The 15103-nt window shown below is 68.2% G+C and carries 7 protein-coding genes; 5 read left to right on the forward strand and 2 right to left on the reverse strand.

All coding sequences use genetic code 11. From position 1 onward, the window contains the following. Positions 1–218 precede the first annotated feature (218 nt). Positions 219–686 carry an RDD family protein gene (locus QLQ15_RS07540; protein ID WP_283212212.1) on the reverse strand — a complete coding sequence of 156 codons (468 nt, stop codon included), beginning with the start codon at positions 684–686 and terminating at the stop codon, positions 219–221. Positions 687–715: 29 nt separating this feature from the next. Here QLQ15_RS07540 and xerD point away from each other — a divergent pair, with 29 nt between their 5' ends. The 3 genes from xerD (at position 716) to purL (ending at position 6846) form a co-directional block, all read left to right on the forward strand. After that, on the forward strand, positions 716–1669 hold the full coding sequence (gene xerD / locus QLQ15_RS07545; RefSeq protein ID WP_283212213.1) for a site-specific tyrosine recombinase XerD: 954 nt from the start codon (positions 716–718) through the stop codon (positions 1667–1669). Positions 1670–1955: 286 nt separating this feature from the next. Beyond that, positions 1956–2801 (forward strand): DsbC family protein, encoded by an 846-nt coding sequence (locus tag QLQ15_RS07550; protein WP_283212214.1) that lies wholly within the window; start codon positions 1956–1958, stop codon positions 2799–2801. Between the two features lie 136 nt (positions 2802–2937). After that, complete coding sequence (gene purL, locus QLQ15_RS07555; RefSeq protein WP_283212215.1) at positions 2938–6846, forward strand: phosphoribosylformylglycinamidine synthase; 3909 nt, start codon at positions 2938–2940, stop codon at positions 6844–6846. A 48-nt stretch (positions 6847–6894) separates the two neighbouring features. On the opposite strand, the gene QLQ15_RS07560 is transcribed toward purL, so the two are convergent. Continuing rightward, complete coding sequence (locus tag QLQ15_RS07560; RefSeq protein ID WP_283212216.1) at positions 6895–11808, reverse strand: ComEA family DNA-binding protein; 4914 nt, start codon at positions 11806–11808, stop codon at positions 6895–6897. A gap of 225 nt (positions 11809–12033) precedes the next feature. Here QLQ15_RS07560 and gspE point away from each other — a divergent pair, with 225 nt between their 5' ends. Continuing rightward, a complete protein-coding gene (gene gspE, locus QLQ15_RS07565; protein ID WP_432277849.1) occupies positions 12034–13689 on the forward strand; it encodes a type II secretion system ATPase GspE in 1656 nt (551 codons plus the stop codon). A gap of 3 nt (positions 13690–13692) precedes the next feature. Continuing rightward, entirely contained in the window at positions 13693–14910 is a 1218-nt protein-coding gene (xpsF, locus tag QLQ15_RS07570) for a type II secretion system protein XpsF (RefSeq protein ID WP_283212218.1), read from the forward strand. The last annotated feature ends 193 nt before the right edge of the window (positions 14911–15103 follow it).

Consider the following 15103-nt stretch of genomic DNA (forward strand, 5'->3'; position numbering starts at 1 on the left):
CATTCGAAGTTGATGCCTACGCGGCATTGCCGCGTGGCTTGCCGAACGCCCGGCCATGGATGGCCGGGCAGGGCGACCCGAAGCCAATGACGCACCGCCATGGACGGCACGCAATCACCATTCGAAGTTGATGCCTACGCGGCATTGCCGCGTGGCTTGTCGAACCAGATCTCGTGAAACCGGTCTGCCCGCGGCGCTTAATGGCGCAGCGACGCGCGCTATTTTGCCCGCTTCGGCAACCGCACCATCCGCGTCCCACTCGCGCGATCGTGCCAGGTCAGGCGTTCGCGATCGATCCACGCCCACCAGAAGCCCAGACCAGCCAGCAGCAGCGATGCGCTGCCCACCGCGTAGCGGATCGCAAGCGCGCGCCAGTCGGGCATGCCGCCGTCGGCGCCAACCACCTTCAATCGCCACGGGCGCATGCCCAACGTCTGTCCGCCGCGGCGCCAGCTGAGCAGCGCGTATGCGCCGGTGAGCAGCCAGCACACCAGCCACAGCAGCCACTGCAACGCGCTGAACGGCGCGATGTTCTCGCGGCTGCCATGCCCGCTCAACGTGAAGGCGACGGTGAACACAACCGATGCGAGCATCCACAGTGCGATCGCGGGCAGCAGGTCGTAGACCAGCGCGGCCAGGCGCCAGCCGATCAGCGCGGTGGGACGGGAAGGAGAGGGCGATGCCATCGCATCAGGATAGCCGCTAAGCTCGCGTCATGAGAGTCAGAACACCCGCGGAACGTCGTGCGATCGCCATGGCGTTGCCCGAACTCGGCGACGACGACGCGGGCGTGATCGGCCGTTTCCTCGACGCGATCTGGGCCGAAAACGGCCTCGCCCAACCCACGCTGGACAGCTATCGCCGCGACCTGGAACTGCTCGCGCGCTTTCGTAGTGGAAAGTCCGGAGGATTGGCTGGCGCCGATCGCGCCGCATTGTTCGATTACCTGGCCTGGCGTTCGCAGCACGGCTATTCGCCGCGCAGCAACGCGCGTCTGTTGTCGGCGCTGCGCGCCTTCTATGCATGGCTGGTACGCAAGGGCGACCGTGTCGACGATCCGACCGCGCTGCTGGAGCCGCCCAAGCTGCCGCGCTCGCTGCCCAAGGCCCTGGCCGAAAGCCAGATCGACGCGCTGCTGGCCGCGCCGGATGTGGCCTCGCCGCTGGGGCTGCGCGATCGCGCGATGCTGGAACTGATGTATGCCGCCGGACTGCGCGTGAGCGAGCTGGTCAATCTGCCCTCCACGGCGGTGAACCTGCGTCAGGGCGTGCTGCGTGTGATGGGCAAGGGCAGCAAGGAGCGTCTGGTGCCCCTGGGCGAAGAAGCCCAGCACTGGCTCGAGCGTTACCTCGCCCAGTCGCGCCCGCAACTGGCCGGCAAGCGCGCGCTGGCCCCGCTGTTCCTGTCGGCCAACGGCGAAGCGCCCTCGCGCCAGCAGTTCTGGCAGCTGGTGAAGCGATATGCCGTGCTTGCCGGCATCGACCCTGTCCGCATCAGCCCGCACGGCCTGCGCCACAGCTTCGCCACGCACCTGCTCAACCGCGGCGCCGACCTGCGCGCGCTGCAGATGCTGCTGGGCCACAGCTCGCTGTCGACCACGCAGATCTACACGCTGGTAGCGCGCGAACAACTCAAGCAACTCCACGCGAAGCACCATCCGAGGGGATGAGGCAGGCCGCTTGCGCGGCACTGCCGCGTGACCTGCCGAACGCCCGGCCATGGATGGCCGGGCCGGGCGCTCCGAAGCCGGCTGCGTACCGCCATGGATGGCAAAGGAATGTCCGCCCGAAAACCGCTGGGCGGGGCGGCCGGGGGGTTCCGCAGCACCCCAATCCCCAACCACGCCCCAACGCCCCACCGTTCCGGGACTTCATCCACTGGCTGCCCGGGAATGCCATGCCACAATCCCCGGCATCCCCCATACGCGGCCCATGGCTGCTCCGTCAGGACCCCCGATGAAGCGAATCCTCCTCGCCGCCCTTGGCGCCATCAGTCTCTCCGCCTGCGCACAGGCGCCGGGTGGCGGCCAGGCCCCGGGCGCGACCGCCTCCGCCCCGGTCGCCAAGCCGACCGTCGCCGCCGCCCAGGCGAAGGCGGGAACGCCGGATGCCCGGGCGATCGAAGCCGTGCGCGTGCTCAACCCGAAGGTGAAGGTCGAGCGCGTCGGCGCGGCGCCGATGCCCGGCTTCCGCGAGGCGATCGTGGCCGGACAGGTGGTTTATGTCAGCGACGACGGCCGCTACCTGTTCCTGCCCGGCTCGGGCGGTGCGCTGTTCGACGTCCAGGCGCAGAAGAACCTCAGCGAAGACGCGATGAATGTCGTGCGCAAGCAACTGCTGCAGACCATTCCCCGCAGCGAGCGCATCGTCTTCGCGCCCACCAACCCGAAGTACACCGTCTCCGTCTTCACCGACGTGGAATGCGGCTATTGCCGCAAGCTGCACAGCGACATCGCCGAGTACAACCGCCAGGGCATCGCCATCGAGTACCTCGCGTTCCCGCGGATGGGCATCGGCAGCGACGACTACAAGAAGATGGTCGCGGTCTGGTGCGCGCCGGACCGCCGCAAGGCGCTGACCGACGCCAAGAACGGTCGCGGGCCGACCAACGCCAGCTGCAAGACCAGCGTGAACCAGCAGTACGACGTCGGCCGGCGTGCCGGTCTGACCGGCACGCCGATGATCCTGACGGCCGAGGGCGTCGAGGTGGGCGGTTACCTGCCGCCGGCCGCGCTGCGCCAGGCGCTGGACAAGCTGGCCGCCGAGCAGGCCCCGGTCGCCACGGCCAAGCCGGGCGCCTGACCGGCCTTACGCCATGGGCCCATGACGCCGCCTCCGGGCGGCGTCATCGTCTGGCGACATCGTGAATCGCCATTCCGGCGGGCAGGCAGGCGCTTTGGGTACAATGTCGGGCCCGACGTTGCACGGTTCCCCGGACATGATCGTCCTCGAGGGCGCATCCGCCCTGTCGCCGTTCCGACTGGAACGGCTCCAAGCCCGCCTGCAAGCCCTCCATCCGTCCGTCCGCCTCCTTGGCGCCTGGCCCGTGTACTGGGTCGAGCCGGAGACCGACGCCACGCCGGATCCCGACGCACTCCGCCGCATCCTCCAGGCCGACCTGGCCGAGGCGCCGCGCGCGGCCGAGGCGGTATCGCGCTATGTCACGCCGCGCCTGGGCACGCTGTCGCCCTGGGCCAGCAAGGCCACCGAGCTGCTGCACGGCGCCGGCCTGCCGGTGCACCGCGTCGAACGCGGCACCCGTTACGACCTGATCGGCTGGCCGACCGACGCGACCACGCAGGGCGTGCTGGCGAAGGTGCTGCACGACCCGATGACGCAGTCGCTGCTGGACGCGCGCGAGGACGCCGTCGCGCTGTTCTCCGTGCCCACCCGCGGCGAGCTGGAGCGCATCCCGCTGGCCGAGCTGGAACTGGCCAACACGCGCCTGGGCCTGGCCCTGGCCGACGACGAGATCGCCTACCTGCGCGAGCGCTATGCCGCGCTGGGCCGCGAGCCCTCCGACGTCGAGCTGATGATGTTCGCGCAGGCGAACTCCGAGCACTGCCGCCACAAGATCTTCAACGCGTCCTGGACCATCGACGGCGTCGAGCAGACCACGTCGCTGTTCAAGATGATCAAGCACACGCACGCGATGACGCCCGAGCACACGCTCTCGGCGTACAGCGACAACGCGGCGGTGGTGGAGGGCTATGCCAGCCGCCGTTTCCGCCCCGATCCGGTCACGCATGCGTACCGTTCGGAAGCGCAGGTCGACTCCGCGTTCGCGATCAAGGTCGAGACCCACAACCATCCGACCGCCATCGCGCCGTTCCCGGGCGCCTCCACGGGTGCCGGCGGCGAGATCCGCGACGAAGGCGCGACCGGACGCGGTGGTCGTCCCAAGGCCGGCCTGTGCGGTTTCTCGGTTTCGCACCTGCGCATCCCGACGTTGCCGCAGCCGTGGGAACGCCCGCGCGCGCTCAACCCGCGCATGGCCTCCGCGCTGGAGATCATGCTCGAAGGCCCGATCGGCGCGGCGGCGTTCAACAACGAATTCGGCCGCCCCAACCTCACCGGCTATTTCCGCAGCTTCGAGCTGGACGAAGGCACGCACGCGCGCGCCTACGACAAGCCGATCATGCTGGCCGGTGGCCTGGGTGCGATCGACCGCAACCAGGTGAAGAAACTCGGCCTGCAGCCAGGCGATGCGGTGATCGTGCTGGGCGGCCCGGCCATGCTGATCGGCCTGGGCGGCGGCGCCGCCAGTTCGGTGGCCTCGGGCGACAGCCATGAGGCGCTCGACTTCGCCAGCGTGCAGCGCGACAACCCGGAGATGGAGCGCCGCTGCCAGGAAGTGATCGACCGTTGCGTCGCGCGTGGCGAGAACAACCCGATCCACACCGCGCACGACGTCGGCGCCGGCGGCCTGTCCAACGCCATCCCCGAACTGCTGCACGACTCGGGCCTGGGCGGCATCATCGACCTGGCCAAGGTGCCCAGCGACGATCCCTCGCTGTCGCCGATGCAGCTGTGGTGCAACGAATCGCAGGAACGCTACGTGCTCGGCGTGCCTGCCGACCGCGTGCAGGAATTCGCCGATATCTGCGCGCGCGAGCGTTGCCCGTTCGCGGTCGTCGGACATGCCACCGCCGAGGAGCACCTGGTCGTCGGCTACGGCGCCACGCGCGAGAACGCGCGCGAGCCCGGCCGCGACTGGCCGATCGATTTCCCGATGGACGTGCTGTTCGGCAAGCCGCCGAAGATGCACCGCGACGCGCGCCGTCCGGCGGTCGCGCCGTGGCCGGCGCTGGACTGGGACGGACTGGAACTGCGCGATGCCGCGCTGCGCGTGATGGCGCACCCGGCGGTCGCATCGAAGAACTTCCTGGTCACCATCGGCGACCGCACCGTCGGCGGCCTGACCGTACGCGACCAGATGATCGGTCCGTGGCAGCTGCCGCTGGCCGATTGCGCGATCACGTTCGCCGGTTTCGATGGTTACGTCGGTGAGGCGATGGCGATCGGCGAGCGCACGCCGCTGGCGCTGATCGACGCCGCTGCCGCCGCGCGCATGGCCGTGGGCGAAGCCATCACCAACCTGTGCGCCGCACCGGTCGAATCGCTCAACCGCATCAAGCTGTCCGCCAACTGGATGGCCGCCGCCGGCCACGCCGGCGAGGACGCGCGCCTGTTCGACGCGGTGAAGGCCGTGGGTCTGGAGCTGTGCCCGGAACTGGACCTGAGCATCCCGGTCGGCAAGGACTCCTTGTCGATGCAGGCGCAGTGGCATGGCAACGGCACGACGGCCAAGTCGGTGTCGCCGGTGTCGTTGATCGTCAGCGCGTTCGCGCCGGTGGTCGACGTGCGCCAGCAGCTCACCCCGCTGCTGCAGCGCGATGAGGAATCGGAGCTGTGGCTGATCGGCCTGGGCGCCGGCAAGCAGCGGTTGGGTGGTTCGGTGCTCGCGCAATGCCATCCCGATGCCGTCGATGGCGAATCGTCCCTGCCTGCCTTCGCGGGCGCGCTCGGCGTGCCGGACCTGGACAACCCGCAGCGCCTGCGCGACTTCTTCGAACTGATCCGCGATGCGCGCGAGGCCGGCATCATCAAGGCCTACCACGACCGTTCCGACGGCGGCGCATTCGCGGCGCTGTGCGAAATGGCGTTCTGCTCGCGCACGGGCCTGGACATCAACCTCGACGGCTGGGGCGATGATCCGTTCCGCACGCTGTTCAACGAGGAACTCGGCGCGATCGTGCAGGTGAATGCGGAGGATCGTGCGGAGTTCGCCGACCTCGTCGCGCGTCACGGCCTGATCGACTGCGCCCAGCGCATCGCGCGCCCGACCACGGCGCCCGCCATCCGCGTGCGCGACGAAGGCAAGACGCTGGTCGAATGGCGCTGGGACGAACTGTTCGATGCGTGGTGGTCCACCAGTCACGCGTTGCAGAAACTGCGCGACAACCCGGAATGCGCCGACGAGGAACGCACGGTCGCGCGCGACTTCAACGCGCCGGGCCTGAAGCCGAAGCTCACCTTCGACGCGGCCGATGACGTCGCCGCGCCGTTCGTGAACACCGGCGTGCGCCCGAAGGTCGCGATCCTGCGCGAGCAGGGCGTCAACGGTCAGGTCGAAATGGCCGTTGCGTTCGATCGTGCGGGCTTCGAGGCCGTCGACGTGCACATGAGCGACCTCATCGCCGGCCGCTTCAACCTGGCCGATTTCAAGGGCATCGCCGCGTGCGGTGGGTTCAGTTATGGCGACGTGCTCGGCGCGGGTCGCGGCTGGGCGACGTCCGTGCTCGAGCGCAGTGCGCTGCGCGACGCATTCGCTGCGTTCTTCGCGCGCACCGACAGCTTCTCGCTGGGCGTGTGCAACGGCTGCCAGATGCTCTCGCAGCTCAAGCCGATCATCCCGGGTGCCGAACACTGGCCGAAGTTCCTGCGCAACCGCAGCGAGCAGTTCGAAGCCCGCGTCGGCCTGCTGGAAGTGATCGAATCGCCGTCGCTGTTCTTCCGCGGCATGGCCGGTTCGCGCATCCCGGTGGCGGTCGCGCATGGCGAAGGCCGCGCCGACTTCGACAGCGCACTCGACCAGGCCGCCGCGAATGTGTCGTTGCGCTACATCGACGGCAACGGCCAGACCGCCTCGCGCTACCCGCTCAATCCGAACGGCTCGCCCGATGGCATCACCGGCCTGACCAGCGCCGACGGCCGCGCCACCATCCTGATGCCGCACCCGGAGCGCACGCTGCGCAGCGCCAACTTCAGCTGGGCCCCGGCCGACTGGAGCGGCGACTCGCCGTGGATGCGCATGTTCCGCAACGCGCGGGTGTGGGTGGGCTGACCGGTCTGAGAGGCGACGGCACGCGCCGTCGCCTCATGCGTCGTCGCCTCACCGGAACGTAGGCGGTACCGGGAAGTTCGCCTGGAGGCCCGGCAGCGTGCCGTCCACCTGCGGACGGTTGATGCTGCCGATGCCCAGGTCGACGAAGCTACCCGCATCCGGGAACGTCGCCGGTTGCGTGACCTGGATTCCGGTCAGGTGCTCGAAGGTGAAAGCCGAGCCACGACGCAGCAGATCGCGCTGCGCATTGGTGTGCGACGCTCCGCCCGGGAACATGAAGCCGACCAGCGCGTGCGCCACCTCGTGCGCCAGCGAAGCGCCGAGGATGCGTCCGACGACCATCACCGCCAGCGCATTCTGCGGATTGCTGGTGCCCGGCGGGGCATTGATCGCCGCCTGGATCGTCGCGATCACGCTGTCGTCGATGTCGGTGGCGTTCGGATCGGTCATCGCACCGGGGAAGACGTCGATGACCTCGTCGAAGTCGTTCGGCCCGACTGCCGCGCCGGCGTTGAAATTGCCATTGCGGTCGCGCGTGATGCCCAACAGGCCGTTGAGCGACGCCACCGCACCGCTCGGATCGCCGCCGATGTCGCAGTGCGTGAGGAACTCGTTGGGCAGGTGCGTGGGCACTTTCTCGGTGAACGGCGCGATCGTCCACACCAGGCGCACGTTCGCATCGCTCAGCAGGTCCTCGGCGGTCGCCTTGGCCACGACCAGCACGTCGGCCTTCAACGTTGTCAGGCCGAAACGCGTCAGCACGGTGTCGAACGCGCTGTTCTCGGTGATGCTGACGAACTGGGGAATGCTCAGATCGTACTTCTGGCTCTCCACCGACGTACCGTCGGCATCGAAGACGTCGAAATCGATCTTCGCCAGGCCGGGGCGCAGTCCCGCCACGTCGGCCTTGAGTCCGTTCTGCACGGTCTGCCCGTTGCCCAGCGTGTAGCGGCCCTTCTGGTCCGGCGGAACGCTCCAGCGGACCGAGCCGCCTTCGGGAATCGGCCGCGTGGTGACCTTGAGCACGGTGCGCCCGGTCTTGCTCGGGTTCGTGGCGCTCGGACTGAACGAGCGCGAGCGCGCCCACGCCAGCGCATCGGCGGGCTCGATGATCCACGAGCGCCCGCCTTCCGGCGGCATGCGCAGCGCGAGATCCTCGCGTTCGCCACCACTGACGCGCGACATGTTGACCTCGCCGCCCGGACCGGTCGCGCGCTTGATCGCCTGCTTCACCTCGGGCGATGCGTTGAGCGACTGCTCTTCCGGCTTGGCCCCGCCCCCGATCATTCCGCTGATCGCGTTCTTGGTGAGATCCTGCGCCTGCGCGTCGCTGATGAGACCGCGTTGCTTGGCCGAATCGATCGTCTTGACCGCCTTGTCGATGTCGCGCGCCATCTTCGCCTGCAGGGCGAGATCGGCGGCCTTGCCGCCAAAGAACTGCGCCGTGTCGAACGCGCCCTGGAGCGCGGCCGCGGCGTTCTTCTGCGTGCCTTCCAGGCCGGTGATGTCCTTGAACAGGTTCGGTGTTCCCAGCAGCTGCATGGCGGCAGCCAGCCCGGTGGGATCGGGCGCGGCCGGCGCGTTCTGCAGGTTGATGATCGGAGCGGCGAAATCCTTCGCCGTGAGGTCCGGCACCTCGGCGCGCCGCGTGTCGGTACTGACCGGAAGGATCGGCGGTGGCTGGTCGGGCAGTGGCGATTCCTCCCAGCGCCAGAAGCGTTCCTCTTCCTTGCGTTCGCAGGAATTGCAGGCACCCATGACCGCCTCGGCGTATACACCGCGGGTGGGCACGGCGATGCGTGACGGCTCGATGGGCGTGTTGGGCTGGTAGTGCTCGAGCAGGTCGACGGGATTCTCGATGTCCTGCCGATAGGTCGGATCCAGATGGAATCCGCGCGCGACCGGCATCACCAGGCAGTTGCCGACGATGCCGATCAGTTCGTTCTCCACCACCGACGCAACGCTGCGGCCATCGGCGTTGGGCGCCTGGAAACCGTCGAGCAGCATGTAGCGGCGGTGCTCGCTCATGGCGTACCACAGGCAATGGTGGTACTGCTCCAGGTGCTCGTTGAGATGATCGAGCAGGTTGCGCGACAACTCCTTGTCCTCCTGCTTCGGGTTGCGCAGCTCTTCACGGCTCAGCGGCGCGAAGACGCGCGCGGCATCCCCGCCGACGACGTCGTTGAGGATGCGGGCGCCCTGGAACAGGTGTCCGCTGGAGTAATGCGTGCGATAGCGCAAGGTTCCCGACTCGACGATCACTTTCGAGCCGGTGGGCAGGATCTGCAGGAATGGGATGTTGAGCAGCCCGCTGATGTCGCTGATCTCGATGTACTGGATGTCGCGGCGTCGCACCGGCGGCAACGCGCCGGCGAGGTTCACCGACACGAACAGCGGTCGGTCGTTGATGAAATCGCTGACCAGCGTCGTGTCCACCGGCAAGCGCGTGCGCGTGCCGTTCGGGCTGACCGCAAAGAACTGCAGGTGCTGGACGAAGCGCTCGGCGATCTTCGGTGCCAGCTGTTCCTGGAAGATCCGGTCCTTCAATGCCTGTCCCTTCAGGTGCTGGCGATAGAAGTCGGAAGCGGAGATGGACGGGAACAGCGTGCCGAGGAACAGCCACGCATTCGCGTCGAAGTCGTCGTCCGCGTCCCTTGGGCGCGCGATCTCGAAGCGCAGCGTGATGTCGCCCTCCAGATGCTCGAGCAGCTGGTCCGCATAGGTGCCGTCGGGGAAATCGCTGCCGACGTACTGGTTGCGGATGCGCTCCAGCGCATCGAATCCCGGTCGCAGGCGACGGTCACCCACCACGTTGCGCAGCGTGTTGCGCCAGCGCAATGCCTTTCCCGAATCGAAGCGGCTCATGAGCAGCGGAACGAACAGGCATTCCTGCACGTCGGTCAGGCGCTGGCGTACCAGCAGGTGGCGCAGCACTTCGAAGTACTGGATGGTGACCGCGTGGCAGTGGTTGTAGTTGGCCACGGATTCGGTCGTGGCGACCACGCGCTCGCCCTGGCGAACCGTCTGGACGACGGTCGAGCGCTGGCTGCGCAGCGACGAGGCGCTCTGGATGGTGCGGTCGCGCAGCTGGTTCAGCGCGCTGGCGGCGGTGCGCCGCGACGAATCCTGCCACGACTCGGTGCCGGCGCTGGCGAAGCCGCCGCCGATGCCCAGCAGGCCGCCGACCGGTCCCAGGATCGCGCTGACGCCCAGGCCGCCGGCGATACTGCCGGTGGACGAACTGGATCCGCCACGCACGTTCTCGCTGACCGTGCCGTTGACGATCTCGTTGATGTCGCGGTCGCGGCTGATCGACGCCTCGAGCGCGTCGCGGGCTTCGAGTGCTTCGGTTCGTGACGAACTCTCGCGACGTTCCCAGTCGACCACGGCGATCTGCTTCTTCTGTCCGGGCGCCAGCGGCAGGCTGTAGAGCAGGTTGCCCATCGAATAGCCGTCGGCGACCCATTCCTGCTTGAACCGCAGCACATGGCCGTGCGCGATCGTGCAGGCCTGGTAGAGCGTCGCTTCGTGATCCCAGTCGGCCGGATTGCGGCAGCTCATCGGCTGGCGTCCGGGCTGCAGCCCCAGGTGTTGGCCGATTACGCGCAGCAGGTCGCCATGCACCGTGAGCTCCGCGGCGGCCGCGACTTTGGTCAGACTGAATCCATCGGGGTCGCGCGCGAGGGTCTGCAGGATGTTCGCGTCGAGCCGGTCGGTGGCGAGCGTCGGCGTGCGCGTGGCGGCCATCGCACTCACGTTGGCACCCGCGGCATCGACTTCGCGCGCCTGCGCGGACAGCGTCGCCTGCGGCAGGAGCCCGACGATCTTCGACAGGTCGATCTTCGCCGGTTCGCTGAGAGTGAGCCCCTTGATGGCGGGCTCGGTGGTGCGCACCACGTAGCTGAAGCTGAACTCCTCCAGCGTGCGGTCGGGACGGGTGAAGTCCACGCAGCGTCCCGCACCGGGGTCGTTGCTGTAGGTGCCGTCGGCACGCGCCAGATCGCTTGCGTCCGGATCGCGCGGCACCAGTTCGCCGGCGTGGCAATCGCATTCGTCCTCTTCCTGGGGCGGCGCCAGTTCGTCCAGGTCGATCACCAGGATCACCGACTCGGGGAATGTGCCGTCTTCCTCCAGGTGGATCGGCACCTGGACGGGTTCGCCGTCGCCCACCGCCACCATGCCGTGCGCCGTGCTGTAGGTGCCGAGCGGGTAGGGGCCGTTGAAGTAGCCATTGGCATCGGTCTGCGCGACCAGCAGCGCAAGGAAGTCCGCCGCCGTTGGCGAGGCCGGCCGTGCCGCCCACACCACGACCTGGATGTCGCGCAGTTGCCGTCGCCCCGCCTCGTCGATGACGCGGCCTTTCAGGCGCGCCGGCTTGCCCGCGCCGGGCGCGTCGTTGGGCGAGGTCTTCGCATACTCCTGCGGTGCCACCTCGAGATCGACCCGTTCCGGCAATTTCTCGCCAGGCAGCGCCGATTCCAGCAGCAACTGCCCGTCCGGAGCGCGCACGCTGAAGGTGACATTGCCCTGCAGGTCGCTGCGCGCGGGGAACACCAGCGTCGCCTGGCCGTCGGGCGGCAGCGCGAGGCCCGTGGATGCCGGCACCCAGATCGAAGTCGGATTGCCATCGGCGCCGCGCAGGATCTCGCGTCGCACGAACGTGGCCGCCAGCGCATGTCCGGTATAGGGGCGTCCGGCCGCGTTGTGCAGCGACACGCGCACCTGGGTCGCCGATTCGGTCTCGCGCGGAGCCGCGGTTCCTTCGCCTGCCGAGACGCGGTCACGAACACGTTCGAGCGCGCGTTCGCTGATGCCGGCAACGGCCGTCACCTCGTCGATCGTGCGGAAACGGCCGACACGTTCACGGTATTCGATGATGCGCTCGGCGAGGGCTGAGCCTATGCCGGGCAGTTCCGCCAATGCCGGTGCATCGGCTGAATTGAGGTCGATCTTCCTTGCCACGGTGCGATTCCTATGAAGCCGACACCCCCCGCAAGAAGTGATAACGCCGAAGTTCCGGGACGGCGGACAGTCGCACACGAACGTGAGTGGCGACCTGCTAAAGTCGAACGTCACTGCGAGGGGCATCCTGCCGAGGCCGATCACGTGAATGCCGTTGTCCACGCCAGCACGAACCCGGCACAGGCCCTCCAGACGGGAGCCGAGGAACGTATCGTCGCGGCCCTGATGGCCAAGGGGCGGCTCAAGGATGCCGACCTCGTCCGCGCACGCAGGTTGCAGGAGGAGACGGGCGGCAGCCTGCTCGGCCTGCTCGCGCGCCTGGGGCTGGTGTCCGAGCGCGACCACGCCGAAACCTGCGCCGAAGTGATGGGGCTGCCGCTGGTCGCAACGAAGGATGCGCCCGAACTTCCTCCTGACGGCGTGTCATTGTCCACGCGCTTCATGAAGCAGTTCGCGGTGTGTCCGGTCGGCGAGAGCGAGGATGCCGTCGACGTGCTCATGGCCGATCCGCAGGATGTCTACACCCACGACGCGCTGCAGTTGGCCACCGGCCGGCGCATCCGGCCCGCGGTGGCGCTGCGATCGGAAATCGGCGACCTGGTCGAGCGCTGGTACGGCCAGGGACGCAGCGCGATGGGCGCCATCGTCGAAACCGCCGAGGGCGAGGGATCTTCCGGCGACCTCGACGACGTCGAACACCTGCGCGACCTGGCTTCGGAAGCGCCGGTCATACGCCTGGTCAATCTGATCATCCAGCGCGCGGTCGAACTGCGCGCGTCCGACATCCACATCGAGCCGTTCGAAAACCGCCTGAAGGTGCGTTACCGCGTGGACGGCGTGCTGAGCGAAGGCGAAAGCCCGCCGGCCAACCTCACCGCCGCCGTGATCAGCCGCATCAAGATCATGGCCAAGCTCAACATCGCCGAGCGTCGCCTGCCGCAGGACGGTCGCATCATGCTGCGCGTGCAGGGCAAGGAACTGGACCTGCGTGTGAGCACCGTGCCGACCGCACACGGCGAGAGCGTGGTGATGCGCCTGCTCGACCGCGAGACGGTGGTGTTCGACTTCAAGCGCCTGGGCTTCACCGATGCGTTCCTGCCGCAGTTCCGGAAGGTGCTGGACCAGCCGCACGGCATCCTGCTCGTCACCGGCCCGACGGGTTCGGGCAAGACGACCACGCTGTACACCGCACTGAGCAAGCTCAACACGCCCGACGTGAAGATCATCACCGTCGAGGACCCGGTCGAGTACCAGATCGAAGGCATCAACCAGATCCAGGCCAAGCCGCAGATCGGGCTCGATTTTGCCCATGCGCTGCGCAGCATCGTGCGCCAGGACCCGGACATCATCATGATCGGCGAAATGCGCGACCTGGAAACGGCGCGCATCGCGATCCAGTCCGCGCTCACCGGCCATCTCGTGCTGTCCACGCTGCACACCAACAACGCGGCCGGCGGCATCACGCGCCTGCTCGACATGGGCGTGGAGGACTACCTGCTCACCTCCACGGTGAACGGCATCCTGGCCCAGCGTCTGGTGCGCAGGCTGGAGCCGACCCATGCGCGCCGCTACCTCGCTTCGCCTGAGGAGATCGAACGGTTCAGCCTGCGCCGCTACCAGCCGCAGGGCGACATCCATCTCTACCAGCCCATGCCGTCGCCGCTCTCGCAGACCGGCTATCTCGGTCGCACGACGATCATGGAGTTCCTCGTGATGAACGACGAACTGCGTCGCGCGGTGATGCGCCATGCAGGCATGGGCGAGATCGAACAGCTCGCGCGCCAGCACGGCATGCGCACGATGTACGAGGACGGCATCGCCAAGGCGCTGGCGGGCGAGACGACGATCGAGGAAGTGCTGCGCGTGACCGAGGACGCGTAACGCATGCCCCTCTACTACTACAAGGCCCTCAATCCGCGCGGCGAACTGCTCGACGGCCAGATGGAGGCGGTCAGTGGGGCGGAGGTGGTGGCGCGATTGCAGGAACAGGGTCATCTTCCGGTCGAGGCCAAACTGGCCAGCGAAGCCTCCAGCGCGTCGACGTGGAAGGGGCTGTTCAAGCCGCGACCGTTCGCAGGCGCGCGCCTGGTGCAGTTCACGCAGCAGCTGGCCACGCTGCTGGCGGCCGGCCAGCCACTGGACCGCGCGCTGGGCATCCTGCTGGAACTGCCGGAAGACGAAGCCGCACGACGCACCATTGGCGACATCCGCGATGCGGTGCGCGGCGGAACCTCCCTGTCGACCGCGCTGGAGCGCCAGCACGGCACGTTCTCGCGCCTGTACGTCAACATGGTGCGCGCGGGCGAGGCCGGCGGCAGCCTGCACGAGACACTCGCGCGCCTGGCCGATTACCTGGAGCGCTCGCGTGCGTTGCAGGGGCGCGTGATCAACGCGCTCATCTACCCGGCGATCCTGTTGTGCATGGTGGGCCTGAGCCTGCTCTTCCTGCTGGGCTACGTCGTGCCGCAGTTCGCGGCGATGTACGAAAGCCTGGATGCACAGCTGCCGATCTTCAGCCGCATCGTGCTCGGCATCGGACTGTTCGTGCGCGACTGGTGGATCGTGTTGCTGGTGCTCCCCGCGCTGGCGCTGTGGTGGTTCGACCGCAAGCGTCGCGATCCCGCCTTCCGCGAGGCGTTGGACGCCTGGCTGCTGCGCAACCGCATGGCAGGCCCGCTGGTGGCGAAGATCGAGACCGCGCGTCTGGCACGCACGCTGGGCACGCTGGTGCGCAACGGAGTGCCGCTGATGTCGGCGCTGGGCATCGGACGCAACGTGCTGGGCAACCGTGTGCTGGCCGCCGATGTCGAAGCGGCCGCGGAGGAAGTGAAGAACGGCGTGCCGCTGTCGATGGCGCTGGGGCGTGGCAAGCGCTTTCCGCGACTGGCCTTGCAGATGATCCAGGTCGGTGAGGAATCCGGCGCGCTGGACGCGATGCTGGTGAAGACGGCGGAAACCTTCGAGCAGGAAACCGCGCTGGCCCTCGACCGCATGCTGGCGGCGCTGGTGCCCGTGGTGACGGTGGCGCTGGCTGCGATGGTGGGCACGGTCATCATCGCCGTGCTCGCCCCCATCTACGACCTCACCAGCGCGATTGGGTGAGGCAGGCCGCTTGCGCGGCACTGCCGCGCGGCCTGCCGAACGCCCGTCCATGGATGGACGGGCCGGGCATTCCGGAGCCCTTCGCATCGCGCCATGGATGGCATCGATCACGTCAACATATGTGGGCACTGCCGCGCGGCCTGCCGAACGCCCGTCCATGGATGGACGGGCCGGGCATTCCGGAGCCCGTCGC

Origin of the sequence: Lysobacter stagni (genome assembly GCF_030053425.1) — a bacterium.
GTDB lineage: Bacteria > Pseudomonadota > Gammaproteobacteria > Xanthomonadales > Xanthomonadaceae > Lysobacter_J > Lysobacter_J stagni.

What these genes read in the sequence shown, in the direction of transcription:
- QLQ15_RS07540 (WP_283212212.1), bottom strand. Translation starts at nt 686, where the DNA reads ATGGCATCGCCCTCTCCTTCCCGTCCCACCGCGCTGATCGGCTGGCGC.
- xerD (WP_283212213.1), top strand. Translation starts at nt 716, where the DNA reads ATGAGAGTCAGAACACCCGCGGAACGTCGTGCGATCGCCATGGCGTTG.
- QLQ15_RS07550 (WP_283212214.1), top strand. Translation starts at nt 1,956, where the DNA reads ATGAAGCGAATCCTCCTCGCCGCCCTTGGCGCCATCAGTCTCTCCGCC.
- purL (WP_283212215.1), top strand. Translation starts at nt 2,938, where the DNA reads ATGATCGTCCTCGAGGGCGCATCCGCCCTGTCGCCGTTCCGACTGGAA.
- gspE (WP_432277849.1), top strand. Translation starts at nt 12,034, where the DNA reads ATGGCCAAGGGGCGGCTCAAGGATGCCGACCTCGTCCGCGCACGCAGG.
- xpsF (WP_283212218.1), top strand. Translation starts at nt 13,693, where the DNA reads ATGCCCCTCTACTACTACAAGGCCCTCAATCCGCGCGGCGAACTGCTC.